Origin of the sequence: Streptomyces sp. NPDC044571, assembly GCF_040647115.1 — a bacterium.
GTDB lineage: Bacteria > Actinomycetota > Actinomycetes > Streptomycetales > Streptomycetaceae > Streptomyces.
Genome location: NZ_JBEZBN010000005.1, coordinates 123,528 through 139,265 on the forward strand (window position 1 = coordinate 123,528; position 15,738 = coordinate 139,265).

Consider the following 15,738-nt stretch of genomic DNA (forward strand, 5'->3'; position numbering starts at 1 on the left):
CGCTCACTCGATCGGCCGTTCTACGCCCGCCCGATCGGCTGTTCCATGCCCGTCTGCCCAGGGGCGCGTCCGCTGCGTCCGCTGCGGCGCGGAGGCAGGCTACGGGTGGTGCGGACCGCGCCGCTGCGGCAGCGAGACGACGCCGGTGCCCGAGTCCGTCGACCCGACCGGCGGCAGCCCCGCGATCTGGCACAGCAGTTCACACCACGCCGCCAGGTGCGCCGGGGTGTCCGGCACTCCGCCCACCCCCTCGCGCGGCGTCCACGAGGCCCTGATCTCGATCTGGGTGGTCGGCCGCCGCTCCGCGAGCCCCCCGAAGGAGTGCGAGCTCGCCATGGTCACCGTCCCGCCCGCCTCCCCGTACCCGAGCCCGCGCGCCTCCAGTGCCCCGGTCAGCCAGGACCAGCACACCTCCGGGAGCAGCGGGTCCGCGGCCATCTCCGGCTCCAGTTCCGCCCGTACGAGGGTCACCAGCCGGAAGGTCCCGTGCCAGGCGTCGTGCCCGGCCGGGTCGTGGAGCAGGATCAGCCGGCCGTCGGCCAGGTCGTCCTCCCCGTCCACGACCGCCGCCTCCAGGGCGTAGGCGTACGGCGCCAGCCGCTGGGGCGGTCTCGTCGGGTCGATCTCGATCCCCGGCCGCAGCCGGGCCTTCTTCAAGCCGTCGACCGCCCGCCGGAACGGGAGCGGGACGGAGCTCTCCTTCGCGCTGTCCGTACCCTCGGCGCCATCTGAAAATCGTCCCTGAGCCGCAGCCATGCGGGGAAGACTAGGCGGAACGAGCGCCCCTGCGGCGCAGGGACACCCGCGCCGGGTCGGGCACTTCTTCATACGTGCGAAGATTTGCGGCGTGAGTGCCAATGACCGCCCCACGGGCCAGCCGAGTCAGACGTACGATTCCGCCTTCCTGAAGGCGTGCCGCCGGGAGCCGGTGCCGCACACCCCGGTGTGGTTCATGCGGCAGGCCGGGCGCTCCCTCCCCGAGTACCGCAAGGTGCGCGAGGGGACGCAGATGCTGGAGTCGTGCATGCGGCCCGACCTGGTCACCGAGATCACGCTGCAGCCCGTGCGGCGCCACAAGGTGGACGCGGCGATCTTCTTCTCCGACATCGTCGTCCCGCTCAAGGCCATCGGCATCGACCTGGACATCAAGCCGGGCATCGGCCCGGTCGTCGCCCAGCCGATCCGCCGCCGCGAGGACCTCGCACAGCTGCGCGACCTGACCCCCGAGGACGTCTCGTACGTCACGGAGGCCATCGGCATGCTCACGGGTGAACTGGGCTCCACGCCGTTGATCGGTTTCGCAGGTGCACCTTTCACTCTCGCGAGCTACCTGGTCGAGGGCGGACCGTCGCGCAACCACGAGCACACCAAGGCCCTCATGTACGGCGACCCGCAGCTGTGGGCCGACCTGCTGGACCGCCTCGCCGAGATCACCTCGGCCTTCCTGAAGGTCCAGATCGAGGCGGGCGCCTCCGCGGTGCAGCTCTTCGACTCGTGGGTCGGGGCTCTGGCCCCCGCCGACTACCGCCGCTCGGTCATGCCGGCCTCGGCGAAGGTCTTCGAGTCGGTCGCCTCGTACGGCGTCCCGCGCATCCACTTCGGCGTGGGCACGGGCGAGCTGCTGGGCCTGATGGGCGAGGCGGGCGCGGACGTCGTCGGCGTCGACTGGCGGATCCCGCTGGACGAGGCGGCGCGCCGGGTCGGCACCGGCAAGGCGCTCCAGGGCAACCTGGACCCGGCGGTGCTCTTCTCCACGCCGGAGGCGGTCGAGGCCAAGACCCGCGAGGTCCTGGACGCCGCCGCCTCCCTGGAGGGCCACGTCTTCAACCTGGGCCACGGCGTCCTGCCCACGACGAACCCGGACGCCCTGACCCGCCTCGTGGACTACGTCCACACGCAGACCGCACGCTGACCGCCGGGGACCCGCCCCCGTCCGTCAGATGGTCACCCCCTCGCGCAGGGGAGGGCCACCAGATCGCTGCGGGCCTCCCCTCCCGCTCGCGGGAGGGGCTCAGGGGCCGGCCGTGCGGACCGCCGTGGCCGCCTTGCGCGCGGCCACCAGGACGGGGTCCCAGACCGGGGAGAACGGCGGGGCGTAGCCCAGGTCCAGGCTGACCACCTGTTCCACCGTCATACCCGCCGTCAGGGCGACCGCCGCGATGTCCACCCGCTTCGCGGAGCCCGCGCCGCCGACGATCTGGACGCCCAGCAGCCGGCCCGTACGGCGCTCCGCCAGCATCTTCACCGTCATGTCCGCTGCGGTGGGGTAGTAGCCCGCCGTCGTCGTCGAGCCGATCGTCGCGGTCACGAAGCGCAGTCCCGCCGCGAGCGCGTCCTTCTCCCGCAGCCCGGTCCGGGCGATCTCCAGGTCGCAGACCTTGCTCACCGCCGTCCCGACCACTCCCGGGAAGGTCGCGTAGCCGCCGCCCACCCCCGCGCCGATGACCTGGCCGTGCTTGTTGGCGTGCGTGCCCAGCGGGATGTGGCGCATCCGGCCCGAGATGAGGTCCAGGACCTCCACGCAGTCGCCGCCGGACCAGATGTTCTCGTACCCGCGGACCCGCATCGACAGGTCGGTCAGCACCCCGCCCGACTCCCCGAGCGGCAGGCCCGCCGCCCGGGCCAGCGCGGTCCGGGGCTCCACCCCGATGCCGAGGACCACCACGTCCGCCGGGTACTCCTCCCCGGACGCCGTCGCCACCGCACGGACCCGGCCCTCCTCGTCCGTGAGGATCTTCGTCACCTCGGCGCGGGAGACCGTACGGATCCCCATGCGGTTCATCGCGCTGTGCACCAGGCGGCCCATGTCGGGGTCCAGGGTGGCCATCGGCTGCTCGCCGCGGTGCAGGACGGTGACCTCGTAGCCCCGGCCGACCAGGGCCTCCGCCATCTCCACCCCGATGTAACCGGCCCCGACGACGACCGCCCTGCGGCCTTCCGTGCGCTCCAGGGTGTCCATCAGGCGCTGGCCGTCGTCCAGCGTCTGTACGCCGTGGACCCCGTGCGCGCCGATGCCGGGCAGCCGGGGCCGCACCGGCCGGGCGCCGGTGGCCAGCACGAGCTTGTCGTAGCCCGTCCAGGCCTCGGCCCCGGAATCCAGGTCGCGGGACCGGACCCGGCTCCCGTCGAGGTCGAGCTCCACCACCTCCGTGCGGGTCCGCAGGTCGATGTGCCGGGCGCGGTGCTCCTCGGGGGTGCGCGCGATCAGGTCGTCCCGCTCGGTGACCTGGCCGCCGATCCAGTACGGGATGCCGCACGCGGAGTACGAGGTGAAGTGGCCCCGCTCGAAGGCGACGATCTCCAGTTCCGCGGGGTCCTTGAGCCGCCGGGCCTGCGACGCGGCGGACATCCCCGCTGCGTCACCGCCGACCACCACCAGTCGTTCCGTCGCCGCCATCGTCCGCACCGTCCTCCTCCGCCGCCGCCACCGTCTCCTGGGGAACACGCTACGGGGGAATGGGCGTTCAGTCCGAAGCGTGCTCCGATTCCGTCGGGTCCGCAGGCCGGTCGGCCGGGAGCGGCTGCGCCGCCGAGGCCGCCCGCGCCCCCGGGACCCGCCGGGGCGCCGGGCCCGCCGGGCCCGTCTTCGGCCGGGCCGGGCGCAGCCGCCGGCGGACCCGCCACCCCAGGGCAGCCAGCGCCGCCGTGACCGCGAACGGCAGCACGGCGGCGACCGCCAGCACCAGATGGTGCAGGAGCGTCGCGAAGACGTGCCAGCCGCCGCGCAGCGCGTCGGCGAAGGACGGCGGCGCGTCCTTCTTCGCCTCCGGTTCGGCCGCGGGCTCGGTGACCTCCACCGTGATCGTGCCCAGCGAGGTCTGGTCCTTCAGCGCCGTCTGCTGCGCCAGCAGGGATTCCAGGTCCGACTGACGTTTGCTCAACTCGTTCTCCAGCATGACCACATCGGCAAGGGCGGAGGCCTTTTCCATCATGTCCCGCACCCGCGCCACGCTCGCCTGCTGCGACCTGACCCGGCTGTCGACGTCCGTGACCTTCTCCGTCACGTCCTGCGCCTCGACCGTGCGGCCGAGCAGCCTGCCGCTCCCCTCCAGGGCGCCGAGCACGGCGTCGAAGCGCTCGCCGGGCACCCGCAGGGTCACCGTCGAGGCCATCAGGCCGTCCTTCCCGCGCCGCGTGGACTCGCTGCCGACGAAGCCGCCCGCGCCCTCGGCCGCCGTGCGGGCCGCGGCCAGGGCCTTCTGGGCGTCCGCCGTCTCGATGGCGAGGGTGGCCGTGCGGATCACGTGCGGGCGTAGGGCGGGCTGCTGCTGCGGGTTCTTGGCGGCATCAGCGGCCGGGGGAGCCGCGGCGCCCGCGCCCGACCCCGCCGCCGGGCCGGCCCCCGGCTTGCCGTGCGCGGGGCCCGCGGCGGCCCGGGGGTCCTTGGCCGCGGACTGCCCGGCCGCCTCGTCCCCGGCCCCGCAGCCGGTCAGGGCGAGCGTGCCCGCCAGGCAGAGGGCGGCCAGGGCGGCCGCGCCGCGCCGGTGGTTCGGGCCGTGTCCGTGCGCAGTGTGGTGCATGCATCCCCCCGGGATCGGCGTATGTGCCGGTTCGACGTACGGACTCCCGCCGCCGGTTTCGCCCGCGCGGTCCCGAGCCGGTCCCGATGCGGTCACGGTCCGGCCTCGGTGATCGGCCGCAGATCGGTCTGAGACGATGTGTCCATGCACGAAGCGGACATGTGTACGGATGCTGCGGCCGGGCGGCCTTCGGCCGGCCACGTCGTCGTCATCGGCGGCGGCATCGCCGGACTCGCGGCAGCCCACCGGCTCCTCGCCGAGGGCCTGCGCGTCACGCTGCTGGAGGCCGGCCCCCGCCTCGGCGGCAAGCTGCACGCCGGTGAACTCGCGGGACTCCCCGTCGACCTCGGCGCCGAATCCGTGCTCGCCCGCCGCCCCGAGGCCCTGGAACTGGCCCGGGCCGTGGGCCTCGGCGAGGCCCTGCAACCCCCCGCCACCGCCACCGCCCACCTGTGGACCCGCGGCGCCCTGCGACCCATGCCGCGCGGACATGTCATGGGCGTCCCCGGCGACCTGGGCCCGCTCGCCGCGTCCGGCGTGCTCTCCGCCGAGGGCCTGGCCCGGATCGAGGCCGAGGGCGCGCTGCCGCCCACCCCGATCGGCGAGGACGTGGCCGTCGGCGAGTACATCGCGGCCCGGCTCGGCCACGAGGTCGTCGACCGCCTGGTGGAACCCCTGCTCGGCGGGGTCTACGCGGGCAACGCCTACCGCATCTCCATGCGCGCCGCCGTGCCCCAGCTCTTCGAGGCGGCCCGCACGCACGCCTCGCTGGGGGAGGGCGTACGGGAACTGCAGCGCCGGGCGGCGGCGCAGGGCGCGGCCGGTCCCGTCTTCTCCGGCATCGACGGCGGTATCGGCCGGCTCCCGCAGGCCGTGGCCGAGGCCTGCCGGGCCGCCGGGGCGCGGATCAGCACCGGGACCGCCGTGCGCGAGGTCCTGCGTACGGCCGACGGCTGGCGGGTCGTCGCCGTTGCCGAGGGGGCGCGGGCGGCGGAGGCCATCGACGCCGACGCCGTCGTCGTGGCCACCCCGGCCGGCCCCGCCGCCCGGCTGCTGGGCGACCTCGCCCCGGCCGCCGCCGCCGAGCTGCGCACCGTGGAGTACGCCTCGATGGCCCTGGTCACGATGGCGTTCCGGCGCTCCGAGCTGCCGGTCCCGATCACCGGGGGCGGTGCGAGCGGGTTCCTCGTACCGCCCGTCGACGGGCGGACCATCAAGGCGTCCACCTTCTCCAGCAACAAGTGGGCCTGGGCCGGTACCGACCCCGAACTCTTCCTGCTGCGCACCTCCGTGGGCCGCCACGCCGACGAGGGCGACCTCGCCCGGGAGGACTCCGAGCTGGTCGAAGCCTCGCTCCGCGACCTGGGCGAGGCCGTCGGCCTGACGGCCCGGCCCGTCGCCTCCACCGTGACCCGCTGGGACGGCGGCCTGCCCCAGTACCCGGTCGGGCACCTCGGCCGGGTGGCCCGGATCCGCGAAGCCGTCGCCGCGCTGCCCGGGCTCGCGGTGTGCGGCGCCCTCTACGACGGGGTGGGCATCCCGGCCTGCATCGCGAGCGCGGGCAAGGCCGCGGACGTGGTGGTCGCCACGTTGGCCTCGCGGGGGGCACCCCTGGCGCAGACCACTGATCCGCACACGGGACAATAGGCACATGACTGCACCGGAGAAGATTCCCAACGCGGGGAAGAAGGCGAAGGACCTCAACGAGGTCATCCGCTACACCCTGTGGTCCGTCTTCAAGCTGAAGGACGTACTGCCCGAGGACCGCGCCGGTTACGCCGACGAGGTCCAGGAGCTGTTCGACCAGCTGGCCGCCAAGGACATCACCGTCCGAGGCACCTACGACGTCTCCGGCCTGCGCGCCGACGCCGACGTCATGATCTGGTGGCACGCGGAGACCGCGGACGAGCTGCAGACCGCGTACAACCTGTTCCGCCGCACCAGGCTGGGCCGCGCGCTGGAGCCGGTGTGGTCGAACATGGCCCTGCACCGCCCCGCCGAGTTCAACAAGTCGCACATCCCGGCCTTCCTGGCCGACGAGGTCGCCCGCGACTACGTCAGCGTGTACCCCTTCGTGCGCTCGTACGACTGGTACCTGCTGCCCGACGAGGACCGCCGCCGCATGCTCGCCGACCACGGCAAGATGGCCCGCGGCTACCCCGACGTGCGCGCCAACACCGTCGCCTCCTTCTCGCTGGGCGACTACGAGTGGCTCCTCGCCTTCGAGGCCGACGAGCTCTACCGCATCGTCGACCTGATGCGTCACCTGCGCGCCTCCGAGGCCCGCATGCACGTCCGTGAAGAGGTGCCCTTCTTCACCGGACGCCGCAAGTCCGTCGCCGACCTGGTGGCCGGGCTCGCCTGATACCTCCCCTGGGGGGAAGGGCCGGAGGATCGACCTCCTCCGGCGGATCGGAAGACAGACCCGAACTTCCGAATCGACGCAGCCGGAGATCCCGCCCGGAAGTTCAGACGACAGGCGGCAGCAGTGCCCTGGGGGCCTCCCCCGTGGTGCTCGCCGCCCGGTCGTCCAGCGACACCGGTGCGGGCTCCGGATGCGGCGCACACGACACGCGCCACCCCGCGGTGGCACCCGTCAGCAGGTACCGCTCCACATGGCGGTCCACGCAGTCATTGCGCCCGCCGACGACTCCGTGCGTGCCCGCCCCCCGCTCCGTGACCAACGCGGCCTGCCGGCCGAACCGCCGCTGGAGCTCCAGCGCACCCGGGTACGGGGTCGCCCCGTCCCGCTCCGCCGCGACGATCAGAGTGCGCGGGAGCGCGTCCGGCTGCCCGCCCACCGCCACCGGCTGCTGCCGCCCGGCCGCCGGCCAGTACGCGCAGGGCAGGTTCAGGAAGGTGTTGGGCCACGCCTCGAAGGGGGCGCGGCGGGCGGTCTCGGTGGTGTCGCGGTCCCAGGTCTCCCAGTCGGCGGGCCAGGGCGCGTCGTTGCACAGCACCGCCGTGTAGACGGCCCGGGCGTTCTCGCGTTCGGCCGCCGACTCCCGGTCGGGAGCGGCCTGCCGGATGAGCGGGCCCGGATCGCCCGCCAGGAAGGCGCTGAGCGCCGCCGCCCGCTCCGTCCAGACGTCGTCGTAGTACGCGGCCCGGAGGAACGCCGCCTGCAGCTCACCGGTGCCGACCACACCGCCCGCGGGGGTGCGGGCCACCGCGTCCCGCACCCGCTCGTAGCTCGCCTGTACGGCGGCCGGGGTGGCGCCGAGGCGGTAGACGGCGTGGTGGCGGGCGGCCCAGGCGCGGAAGTCGGCCCAGCGGCGCTCGAACCCGACGGCCTGGTGGAGGTTGGCGCGGTACCAGATGCGGCGGGGATCCGGGTTGACCGCCGAGTCGAGGACCATGCGGCGGACGTGGCCGGGGTACAGCGTGGCGTAGACGGCGCCGAGGTAGGTGCCGTAGGAGGCGCCCATGAAGGTCAGCTTCTCCTCGCCGAGCGCGGCACGGAGCACGTGCAGGTCGCGGACGTTGTCGAGGGTGCTGTAGTACGGCAGGGCCGCACCGGCCCGCTGCGCGCAGCCGAGGGCGTAGGCGCGGGCGGCGGCTGCGCGTTCCTTCTTGTACGCGGGGGAGGGCTCCGCGGGCACCTGCGTGGGGGCCCGGTCGTGCCGGGCGGGATCCTCGCAGGACAGCGGGGCGGAGCGGCCGACCCCGCGCGGGGCGTAGCCGACGAGGTCGTAGGCGGCGGCGATGCGCTGCCATTCGGGCAGGCCGCCGACGAGCGGAAAGAACATCCCCGAGGCTCCGGGCCCGCCCGGGTTGTACACGAGCGCCCCCTGCCGGGCGGCGCCCCCGCGCCCGTCGGCGGCGACGCGGCTGACGGTGAGGGTGATCCACGGGCCGTCGGGCCGGGCGTAGTCGAGTGGAACCGGCAGGGTCGCGCAGCGCACGGAGGAGGGCAGTTCCTCGGCGGCGGGACACTCCCCGAACTCCAGCCGTCCGCTTCGGCCGCGGGCGTCACCGGAGCTGCCCGCGTTCCCGGAGCTGCCTGCGCCTCCGGCGGCGGGACGGGTGGGCGCCGAGGCGGCCTCGGCGGCGCGGCGGGCGACCAGTTCGGCCCCGGCGTTCTGGGCGGCCGCCCGGGCGAGCGCGTGGGGCGCAGCGGCGGCGGCCTCGCCGGCGGCCCGGGCGGCTGCGGCCGTGCCGGCTCCCGTTGTGCCGCTTCGCCCCGGGCCGGGCCCGGCAGCAGTGGCTTCGCCCGCGTGCGCCGGGGCCGGTGCCGGGGCGCACAGGAGGAGGCAGAGCGCCGCCGCGGCGACCCCGTGGCGTACGAGCGGAGTCCGCATACCAGCCCCTTCATCTCTTCGGATGAACCGATGAGATGCGCAAGGCGACCGGTTGTACAGGACCACGGCCGGGTGTCGGCCGTGGTCCCCCCGTTTGCGGGCGCTCAGGAGCTGCTGCTGCCGCAACTCGAACTGCTGCCGCAGCTGGAACTGCTGCTGCAGCTCGAACCGGAGGAACTGCCGCAGCTGGATCCCGAGGAGCCGGCGCAGCTCGAACCGCTGCAACTCGACGACGCGCAGCCCGAGCCCGAGTGGCCGCAGCCCGAACCGGAGTTGTCCCCGCCGCCGGTGTCGCCGCCCGCGCACCAGACCACCGGGACGACCTCGGCCGGGGAGGCGCAGGAGGAGCCGGTGCGGGAGGAGGCGGCGTGGGAGGAGCCGGTACGCGCGGCCCGCGCCTGGGCGGCGGCCAGGCGGGTGTCGCGGGCGGCCGGGAGCAGGTGCGCGCGCAGGTACGGGTCCTGCAGGCCCCGGAGCCCGTAGAGGGCGGTCTGGACGTGCGGGGTCCGGTCGTTGAGGTACTGCGTGCGGAACTCCCGCAGCGCCGCCTGCCCCGCCGGGGTGATCCGCTGCCTGGCCCGGACCGCGAGGGCGCAGCCCAGCACGATGCCGCCGGCCAGGGCGGGGAACACCTTGATGGTGAACGGCACCTGCGGGCCCGGGTCGAGCGCCGGCGCCACGAACGTGAGGGGCAGCGAGAACACCACCCACGCCGCGCACACGACGGCCTGGATCACCGCCCGGCGCCGCCACTTCCGGCCGGAACCGGGCGCCGCGAGCAGGCCCCGCTCGGCGAGCCCGTCGCCGGTCTCCTGGACGGCGGGATCGCGCATGGCCGCGTACCGCACCTGGTACAGCCATCCGGAGGGAGCCTGCGCGCAGGCCTGGAGCACGGCGCGCTCGGCCGTGTCACCGGCCCGTGCTCCCGGCCGTACGTGGACGATCCCCGGTCCACCGACGAGCAGCCGGCCGTCCCCGAGGAGCGAGACGAGCGCGGTGTCCACCACCGTGCCCGGGCCGCCCGCCATGAACGCGGCCTCGGACAGGTCGTGCAGCCGCGGCGCGGCACCGACCGCGGGCGGCAGGCTGCGGCGCACGCCGCGGAACAGCAGGACACAGGAGACGATGACGGCGATCCATATCGCGACGGCAAGAACGTTCATGCCGCCCGCCCCACGAGCGAGCGGGCCCACCGCACGACCCGGGCCGGCGGCCTCGCCCCGGCCCGGTCCCGCCACCAGGCGGTGAGCCGGCGCCGGGCGGCGGGGTCGGCGGGCAGGTCCCGGATCAGCAGGTGCTCGGCGAAGTCCAGCGCGTCCCGGCGGTAGCCCGCGGCCATGGGGCGGTTGCGGGCGTAGCCGAGGAACGCCTCGCGGTACGGCTCCTCGCCGCCCAGGATCGCGGGCAGCTCCGGCGCCAGCTTCGCGACCACCCCGGCCCGCTTGGCGGCGAGCGCCCGGGCCTGCACGCGTACCCGCTGCCGGTCGAAGCCCTCGGGCACCGGGGTCCCCGCGACGAGCGCGGACAGCAGCGCGGCCTGTTCCGCCCCCACCCGCAGCCTGGCCCGCTCCGCCGCAAGCGAGGGTGCGTGGTCCGGGGCGGGTGCGGGTGCGGGTTCCGGGGAGGGGACGGCGTGGGCGGCGGGCCGGGCGGGGCCGGCGTCCACCACCCCGCGGATCGCGGCCAGCTCCGCGGCCAGCTCCTCCTCCGCCGGGAAGTCGTCGTCCCGCTCCAGCAGGACACCCGGCGGGTCGACCCGGGCCCGCAGCTGCGCCAGCAGGCCGAGGACCTCCTCCGGCACCGGGTGCGCGTGCGTGTCGTGCCACACCCCGCCCCGCTCGACGCCGCCGGCGACGTGCACGTACGCCAGCGCCTCCAGCGGGATCCCGTCGAGCACGGCGAACGGGTCCTCCCCGCGGTTCACCCGGTTCGTGTGCAGGTTCGCCACGTCGATCAGCAGCCGGACGCCCGTGCGCTCCACCAGCTCCGTGAGGAACTGGCCCTCCGTCAGCTCCTCCCCGGGCCAGGAGACCAGCGCGGCGATGTTCTCCAGGGCCAGCGGCACCGGGAGGGAGTCCTGCGCGATCCGGACGTTCTCGCACAGCACGTCGAGCGCGTCCCGCGTGCGCTGCACGGGCAGCAGGTGCCCCGCCTCCAGCACCGCGCCCGGCGCCGGCGCCGGCGAGGACGCCCGTACGAACGCGATGTGCTCGGTGACCAGCGGCGCCCCCAGCGCCACCGCCCGCTCCCCGAGGGCCGCCAGCTTCTGCGGGTCGGGCCGCTCGGCGCCGCCGAGGCCGAGCGACACCCCGTGGGGTACGACCCGGACGCCGCGGTCGAGCAGCCGCTGCAAGGACGCGGGCAGGTGTCCGGGGCAGGTGTTCTCGGCCACCACCTCGACCCAGTCCAGGCCCGGCAGGCGCTCCACGGCGTCCGCGATCTCCGGCCGCCAGCCGATGCCCACCCCCAGGTGTGCCATGGGCTTCATGTCCCCCGCCCCCTCTCGTGGTCGTGTGCGGTGGTGATGGCCCCGAGGAGGTCGGGTCCAACCGCGGGAGGGGACGTTCAGAGCAACATTTGAGGTTCCACTGCCGGCCCCGTCATGCAGTCCGTCATGCGCCGCGCCGGCGGCCGGCGTGCGTGACGCCGGCCTCCGACGGCCGGCACCCGCCGCCCCGTCAGAGCCGTGCCCGAAGCGCCGGGTGGTCCGCCACCACGGTCGCCGAGCCCGGCGCGATCTCCGTGAAACCGGCGTCCCGCACCACCGGCAGCCCGCTCCCGCCCAGCTCCGCCCACTGCCCGGGCGCGGCGGTCCGTACGGCCAGCCGGAAACCGGAGTCCCGCCACCGGTCCCGTTCCGAGCCGGTCAGCTCCCACCACGCCAGCTGCGCCGCGTGCCCGGCCTGGGCCATTGCCTTGCCGGCGGACATGTCCAGCTCGGGGTTGAGCCACAGCACCGGCACACCCGGCTCGGCCGGGCCGGCGGGCTCCGGGTCGTCCAGATCCGTCCCCGACGCCTGGAGCTTGGCCAGCTCCTTGGGCCAGCCGTCGAGCGGCACCGGCGGGAACACCCGTACCTGCGAGCGCTCCCCGTGCACGGTGACACCCGGCAGGGTCTCCGCCTTGCGCCACTCCGCCCCGCGGGCCCGCCGCACCACCTTCCGGATCCGCGCGTCCTGCCAGTCCCGGACCGCCTCGGCCCACTCGCCCCCGCCCTGCGCGCGCTCGTCCGCCAGCAGGACCAGGACGGCGCGGGCGGCCGTCTCCAGCGCGTCCGTCCGGGCCGGCGGCTCGGCCCTCTCGATGCGGACCACCAGGGGCAGGACGAACTGCGGTGCCTCGTCACGGGAGATGCGGCCCTGCCGGAACGGGCTGTCCGCTCCGACGGCCGGGACCGGTGTGGTGTGCTCGGTGCTCATCCGGCCAAGGATGCCAGGCTCCGACTTGAGGATGATGCCGCGGGGGCCCGTGCCAGGTGAGGATCGGGCTCATGAAGAGCGACCTTTTCGCGTCCGAGAACCTGGCTCCGCAATCCGCCACTCCGGGCATGATCCTGCAGAACGCCAAGTCCGTGAAGTACACCGTCAACGGTGAAATGCTGGCCCGCCAGGGCTCGATGGTCGCCTTCCGCGGCAACCTCCAGTTCGAGCGGAAGGGGCAGGGCCTGGGCAACCTGCTCAAGCGCGCCGTCACCGGCGAGGGCCTGGCGCTGATGGCCGTCCGCGGACAGGGCGAGGCCTGGTTCGCCCACCAGGCCGGCAACTGCTTCATCATCGACTTCGAGCCGGGCGACGCGCTGACCGTCAACGGCCGCAACGTGCTCTGCTTCGACCCGACGCTCTCCTACGAGATAAAGGTGGTCAAGGGGGCGGGCATGACCGGCGGCGGCCTCTTCAACAGCCTCTTCACCGGCACCGGCAAGCTCGCCGTGGTCTGCGACGGAAACCCGATCATCATCCCGGTCACGGCCCAGTCCCCGGTGTACGTGGACACGGACGCGGTGGTCGGCTGGAGCGCGCAGCTGGAGACGGGACTGCACCGCTCCCAGTCGGTCGGCTCGATGATCCGCGGCGGCTCCGGGGAGGCCGTCCAGCTGAAGCTGAGCGGCGAGGGCTTCGTCATCGTCCGGCCCAGCGAGGTGACCGAGACGGCGGCGGCCCACTGAGGCTCACCGGCGTCGGCCGCCGCCACGGTCTGCGGCGGCCGTGGGTGCTGCGCGGGGTCAACCTGGAGCTGCCCGCGGGGGCGCTCGTCCGCGTCGAAGGGCGCAACGGCGGCGGCAAGTCCACCCTGCTGCGCCTCCTCGCCGGCATCGACCGCCCGACCGAGGGGCGTATCACCGGCCGCCCGCGCCGCACGGCGTACGTACCCGAGCGCTTCCCGGCGGCGTTGCCGCTCACCGCGAGCGCCTACCTGGTCCACCTGGGCCGGGTGCACGGGCTCTCCCGCGCCGGTGCCGCGGACCGGGCGGCCCGCTGGCTGGAGAGGTTCGGCGCCGCCGCGTACGCCCGAACCCCGCTGGCCGAGCTCTCCAAGGGCAGCAGCCAGAAGGTCGCCGTCGTCCAGGCGCTGCTCGCCGATCCCGGCCTGCTCGTCCTCGACGAGGCATGGACCGGGCTCGACGCGTCCGCCCGTGCCGAGCTGGACCGGGCGGTTGCCGAGCGGACCGCCGCCGGGGGCACGGTGGTCTTCGTCGACCACGACCCGGCGCGGCTGGCGGGGGCCGCCGACGCGCACTACCGGGTCGAGGGGACCGGGCTGGTTCCCGTACGGGCGGGCGCGGACGGCGGCCCGTACGTACGGATCGAGGCGGCCGGACCGCCGGGCTCCGCACCGCCCCCCGGGCTGGCGGCGCGGCGCGCGCCCGGCGGCGTCCTGCTGCTGACGGTGCCCGCCGCCCGGTCCGACGCGGTGCTGCGGGAGCTGCTCATGGCGGACCCGCCCTGGCACATCCGAGCCGTCAAGGAATGCGAGGAGGCGAAGTGAGCGGGTTGCTCCGCTACCAGAGCGCCCTGCTGCTGCGCTCCCAGCGGTGGATCGGCCCGCTGCTGCTGTACGCCGCCGTGCTGGCCGTCGGGATCCAGCCGGGCGATCCGATGCCGGACTCGCTGGGCTTCGCGGCCGCCGGGCTGGTCCCGGTCACCGCCTGGCTGGTCCGGGTGTGCGTGACCAACGAGCCCGACGCCGCCCGCGACTGCGCGGCCGCCGCGGCCGGTCCCGTACGGGTGCACGCGGCGGCGCTGCTCACCGCCCTCGGCTGGACGGCACTTGCCGGTGCGGCGGGTGCGGCGGCGGTGGTACTGACCGGCGACCGCGGCGGCGTGGAGCCCGGGACGGCCGCCGGTGCCGGGGCGCTCGCCGTGGCGGCGTGTTCCCTGACCGGCGCCGCCGTGGGGGCGGTGTGCAGCAGGCCGGTGCTGCGCTCGGGCGGCTTCGCGCTGCTCGCCGGCGGCCTGGGCTCGCTGCTCGCCCTGGGCCTGGGCGGCTCACCGGCGCGCAGCGCAGTGGGCGCGCTGACCGTGGGGGCCCGGGCGGGCACGGTGGTGCTCCCGCTGGGCGCCGCGGCGGGCGCGCTGGTGCTGGCCGGCGGGGCGGGGGCGCTGGCCTGCCTCGTCAGTGCGCGGCGGAGCTGAGTACGCTCGACGCATGGACGCAGAAGACCGCGCGGACGCACCGGACCGGCCGGCCGGGACCGAGTCGTACTGCCCCGCCCCGGCCGCACCGGCCCGCCCGGCGCCCGGGCCGCCGTACGCCGACTGCGTGGAGTGCGGCAAGCCCACCGAGTACGGGGTGGCCACACCGGGCGTGGTGCTGTGCCCGGTGTGCGAGTGGCAGGACGCGGAGCGCACCGCCTGCTCCGGCTGAGCTGCTGGCCCCGACCGGTCCCGCCGGGCCCGACCGGTCCGGCCGGGCGGGTCACTTTCCGATGAGCTCGGAGACCTTCACGAAGCGGTAGCCGCGCTTGCGCAGCTCCGGGACGATCTTCCGGACGGCTTCCTCGGTGACCGGCGCCGCGCTGCGGGTGCAGTGCATGACCACCACCGAGCCGGGTTTCACGCCCGTGAGCACCTGCTCGGCCACCGCGTCCGGGTCCTTGGCGAAGGCGTCCCCGCTGACCACGTCCCACTGGACGGCCGTGACCTTGGCGGTGGACAGGACGCGCAGGGTGGCGTCGTCGTAGCAGCCGCCGGGGAAGCGGAAGTACGGGACGGTGTTGACCGCGCCCGCCGTGCGGAAGGCGGCGAAGGCCCGGTCCACGTCGGCCCGGGCGGCGGCGGGGTCGAGCGCCGGGAGCCCGTAGCAGGGGGACTTGAAGGCGTGGTGGCTGTAGGAGTGGTTCGCGACCTCGAAGTTCGGATCGGTGCCGATGGACTTCGCCTGGTCCGGGTACTCCTCGGCCCAGCGCCCGGTCATGAAGACGGTCGAGGGCACCTGGAGCGTGCGGAGGGTCGCGATCAGCTCGGGGTTGTCGAAGCGCTCCCCGCTCGCGGCGCGCGGCCCCTGATCGGAGGTCATGTCGGCGTCGAAGGTCAGGGCGACGGTCTTGTCGGTGTGCTGCTTCGTACGCTCGAAGACCGGGGTCAGGCCGTTCGGGCCGGGCGCCAGGGTCGGAGCCTTGGCGGGCGGCGCGGCGGCTCCCCCGGGCGAGGCCGCCCCGGGGGAGGAGGCCGAGGACGGCACCGCGGAGCCCGCGGGCGTCCCCATCCGGGCCTGCCCGGCACTGCCGGCTGCGGAGCCGCCGGAGCCGCCGCATCCGGCGAGGGCGGCGGCGAGGGCGGCACTGAGGGCGGCAGCAGCCGCCGCTTTGCGCACATAAAAGGTCACGCAGGCAAAATATATGACAATGTGCCAATCATAGGTCTACGGCACGAAGTCAGAAGCCTGACCCCGGCCGGGCGACCCCGGGCGTGTGGCCG

General features: G+C 75.1%; 15 protein-coding genes. 7 read left to right on the forward strand and 8 right to left on the reverse strand.

Going from position 1 to position 15,738, the window contains the following annotated elements; all coding sequences use genetic code 11:
- Window positions 1-99 precede the first annotated feature (99 nt).
- A complete protein-coding gene (locus AB0B01_RS04430; RefSeq protein ID WP_361712768.1) occupies window positions 100-756 on the reverse strand; it encodes a DUF3000 domain-containing protein in 657 nt (218 codons plus the stop codon).
- A 91-nt stretch (window positions 757-847) separates the two neighbouring features.
- Here AB0B01_RS04430 and hemE point away from each other — a divergent pair, with 91 nt between their 5' ends.
- A complete protein-coding gene (hemE, locus tag AB0B01_RS04435; protein WP_361712770.1) occupies window positions 848-1,912 on the forward strand; it encodes a uroporphyrinogen decarboxylase in 1,065 nt (354 codons plus the stop codon).
- Window positions 1,913-2,011: 99 nt separating this feature from the next.
- On the opposite strand, the gene AB0B01_RS04440 is transcribed toward hemE, so the two are convergent.
- Window positions 2,012-3,397, reverse strand: a complete 1,386-nt coding sequence (locus tag AB0B01_RS04440; RefSeq protein ID WP_361712772.1) for an FAD-dependent oxidoreductase — start codon at window positions 3,395-3,397, stop codon at window positions 2,012-2,014.
- 67 nt (window positions 3,398-3,464) lie between these two features.
- Window positions 3,465-4,520: a DUF4349 domain-containing protein gene (locus AB0B01_RS04445; RefSeq protein ID WP_361712774.1), complete on the reverse strand. Its 1,056-nt coding sequence runs from the start codon at window positions 4,518-4,520 to the stop codon at window positions 3,465-3,467.
- 144 nt (window positions 4,521-4,664) lie between these two features.
- Here AB0B01_RS04445 and hemG point away from each other — a divergent pair, with 144 nt between their 5' ends.
- Together hemG and hemQ are read left to right on the forward strand one after the other, a co-directional pair.
- The gene (gene hemG, locus AB0B01_RS04450; protein WP_361712776.1) at window positions 4,665-6,167 is read left to right on the forward strand and encodes a protoporphyrinogen oxidase; all 1,503 of its coding nucleotides are present in this window, start codon (window positions 4,665-4,667) and stop codon (window positions 6,165-6,167) included.
- Between the two features lie 4 nt (window positions 6,168-6,171).
- Window positions 6,172-6,885, forward strand: a complete 714-nt coding sequence (gene hemQ / locus AB0B01_RS04455; RefSeq protein WP_356847003.1) for a hydrogen peroxide-dependent heme synthase — start codon at window positions 6,172-6,174, stop codon at window positions 6,883-6,885.
- 103 nt (window positions 6,886-6,988) lie between these two features.
- Here the strand turns inward: hemQ and AB0B01_RS04460 are convergent, their stop codons facing one another.
- From AB0B01_RS04460 to AB0B01_RS04475, 4 genes are all read right to left on the reverse strand, one after another.
- Complete coding sequence (locus tag AB0B01_RS04460; protein ID WP_361712778.1) at window positions 6,989-8,821, reverse strand: alpha/beta hydrolase; 1,833 nt, start codon at window positions 8,819-8,821, stop codon at window positions 6,989-6,991.
- 104 nt (window positions 8,822-8,925) lie between these two features.
- Complete coding sequence (locus AB0B01_RS04465) at window positions 8,926-9,984, reverse strand: TIGR04222 domain-containing membrane protein (protein ID WP_361712780.1); 1,059 nt, start codon at window positions 9,982-9,984, stop codon at window positions 8,926-8,928.
- Window positions 9,981-11,300, reverse strand: a complete 1,320-nt coding sequence (locus tag AB0B01_RS04470) for a DUF692 domain-containing protein (RefSeq protein ID WP_361712844.1) — start codon at window positions 11,298-11,300, stop codon at window positions 9,981-9,983. Before AB0B01_RS04470 ends, AB0B01_RS04465 begins: the two co-directional genes overlap by 4 nt.
- A 199-nt stretch (window positions 11,301-11,499) precedes the next feature.
- Window positions 11,500-12,240, reverse strand: a complete 741-nt coding sequence (locus AB0B01_RS04475; RefSeq protein ID WP_361712782.1) for an aminoacyl-tRNA hydrolase — start codon at window positions 12,238-12,240, stop codon at window positions 11,500-11,502.
- 71 nt (window positions 12,241-12,311) lie between these two features.
- Between AB0B01_RS04475 and AB0B01_RS04480 the strand changes: the two genes are divergently transcribed.
- From AB0B01_RS04480 to AB0B01_RS04495, 4 genes are read left to right on the forward strand one after another with little or no spacing between them, the layout of a single operon-like run.
- Window positions 12,312-12,986: an AIM24 family protein gene (locus AB0B01_RS04480; RefSeq protein WP_361712784.1), complete on the forward strand. Its 675-nt coding sequence runs from the start codon at window positions 12,312-12,314 to the stop codon at window positions 12,984-12,986.
- Window positions 12,983-13,807 carry an ATP-binding cassette domain-containing protein gene (locus tag AB0B01_RS04485; protein ID WP_361712846.1) on the forward strand — a complete coding sequence of 275 codons (825 nt, stop codon included), beginning with the start codon at window positions 12,983-12,985 and terminating at the stop codon, window positions 13,805-13,807. Before AB0B01_RS04480 ends, AB0B01_RS04485 begins: the two co-directional genes overlap by 4 nt.
- On the forward strand, window positions 13,804-14,454 hold the full coding sequence (locus AB0B01_RS04490; RefSeq protein ID WP_361712786.1) for an ABC transporter: 651 nt from the start codon (window positions 13,804-13,806) through the stop codon (window positions 14,452-14,454). The genes AB0B01_RS04485 and AB0B01_RS04490 overlap by 4 nt, the downstream gene beginning before the upstream one ends.
- Window positions 14,455-14,467: 13 nt before the next feature.
- Window positions 14,468-14,686 (forward strand): hypothetical protein, encoded by a 219-nt coding sequence (locus AB0B01_RS04495; RefSeq protein WP_361712788.1) that lies wholly within the window; start codon window positions 14,468-14,470, stop codon window positions 14,684-14,686.
- Between the two features lie 51 nt (window positions 14,687-14,737).
- Here AB0B01_RS04495 and AB0B01_RS04500 read toward each other — a convergent pair whose 3' ends face one another.
- A complete protein-coding gene (locus tag AB0B01_RS04500) occupies window positions 14,738-15,526 on the reverse strand; it encodes a polysaccharide deacetylase family protein (protein ID WP_361712848.1) in 789 nt (262 codons plus the stop codon).
- Window positions 15,527-15,738 lie beyond the last annotated feature (212 nt).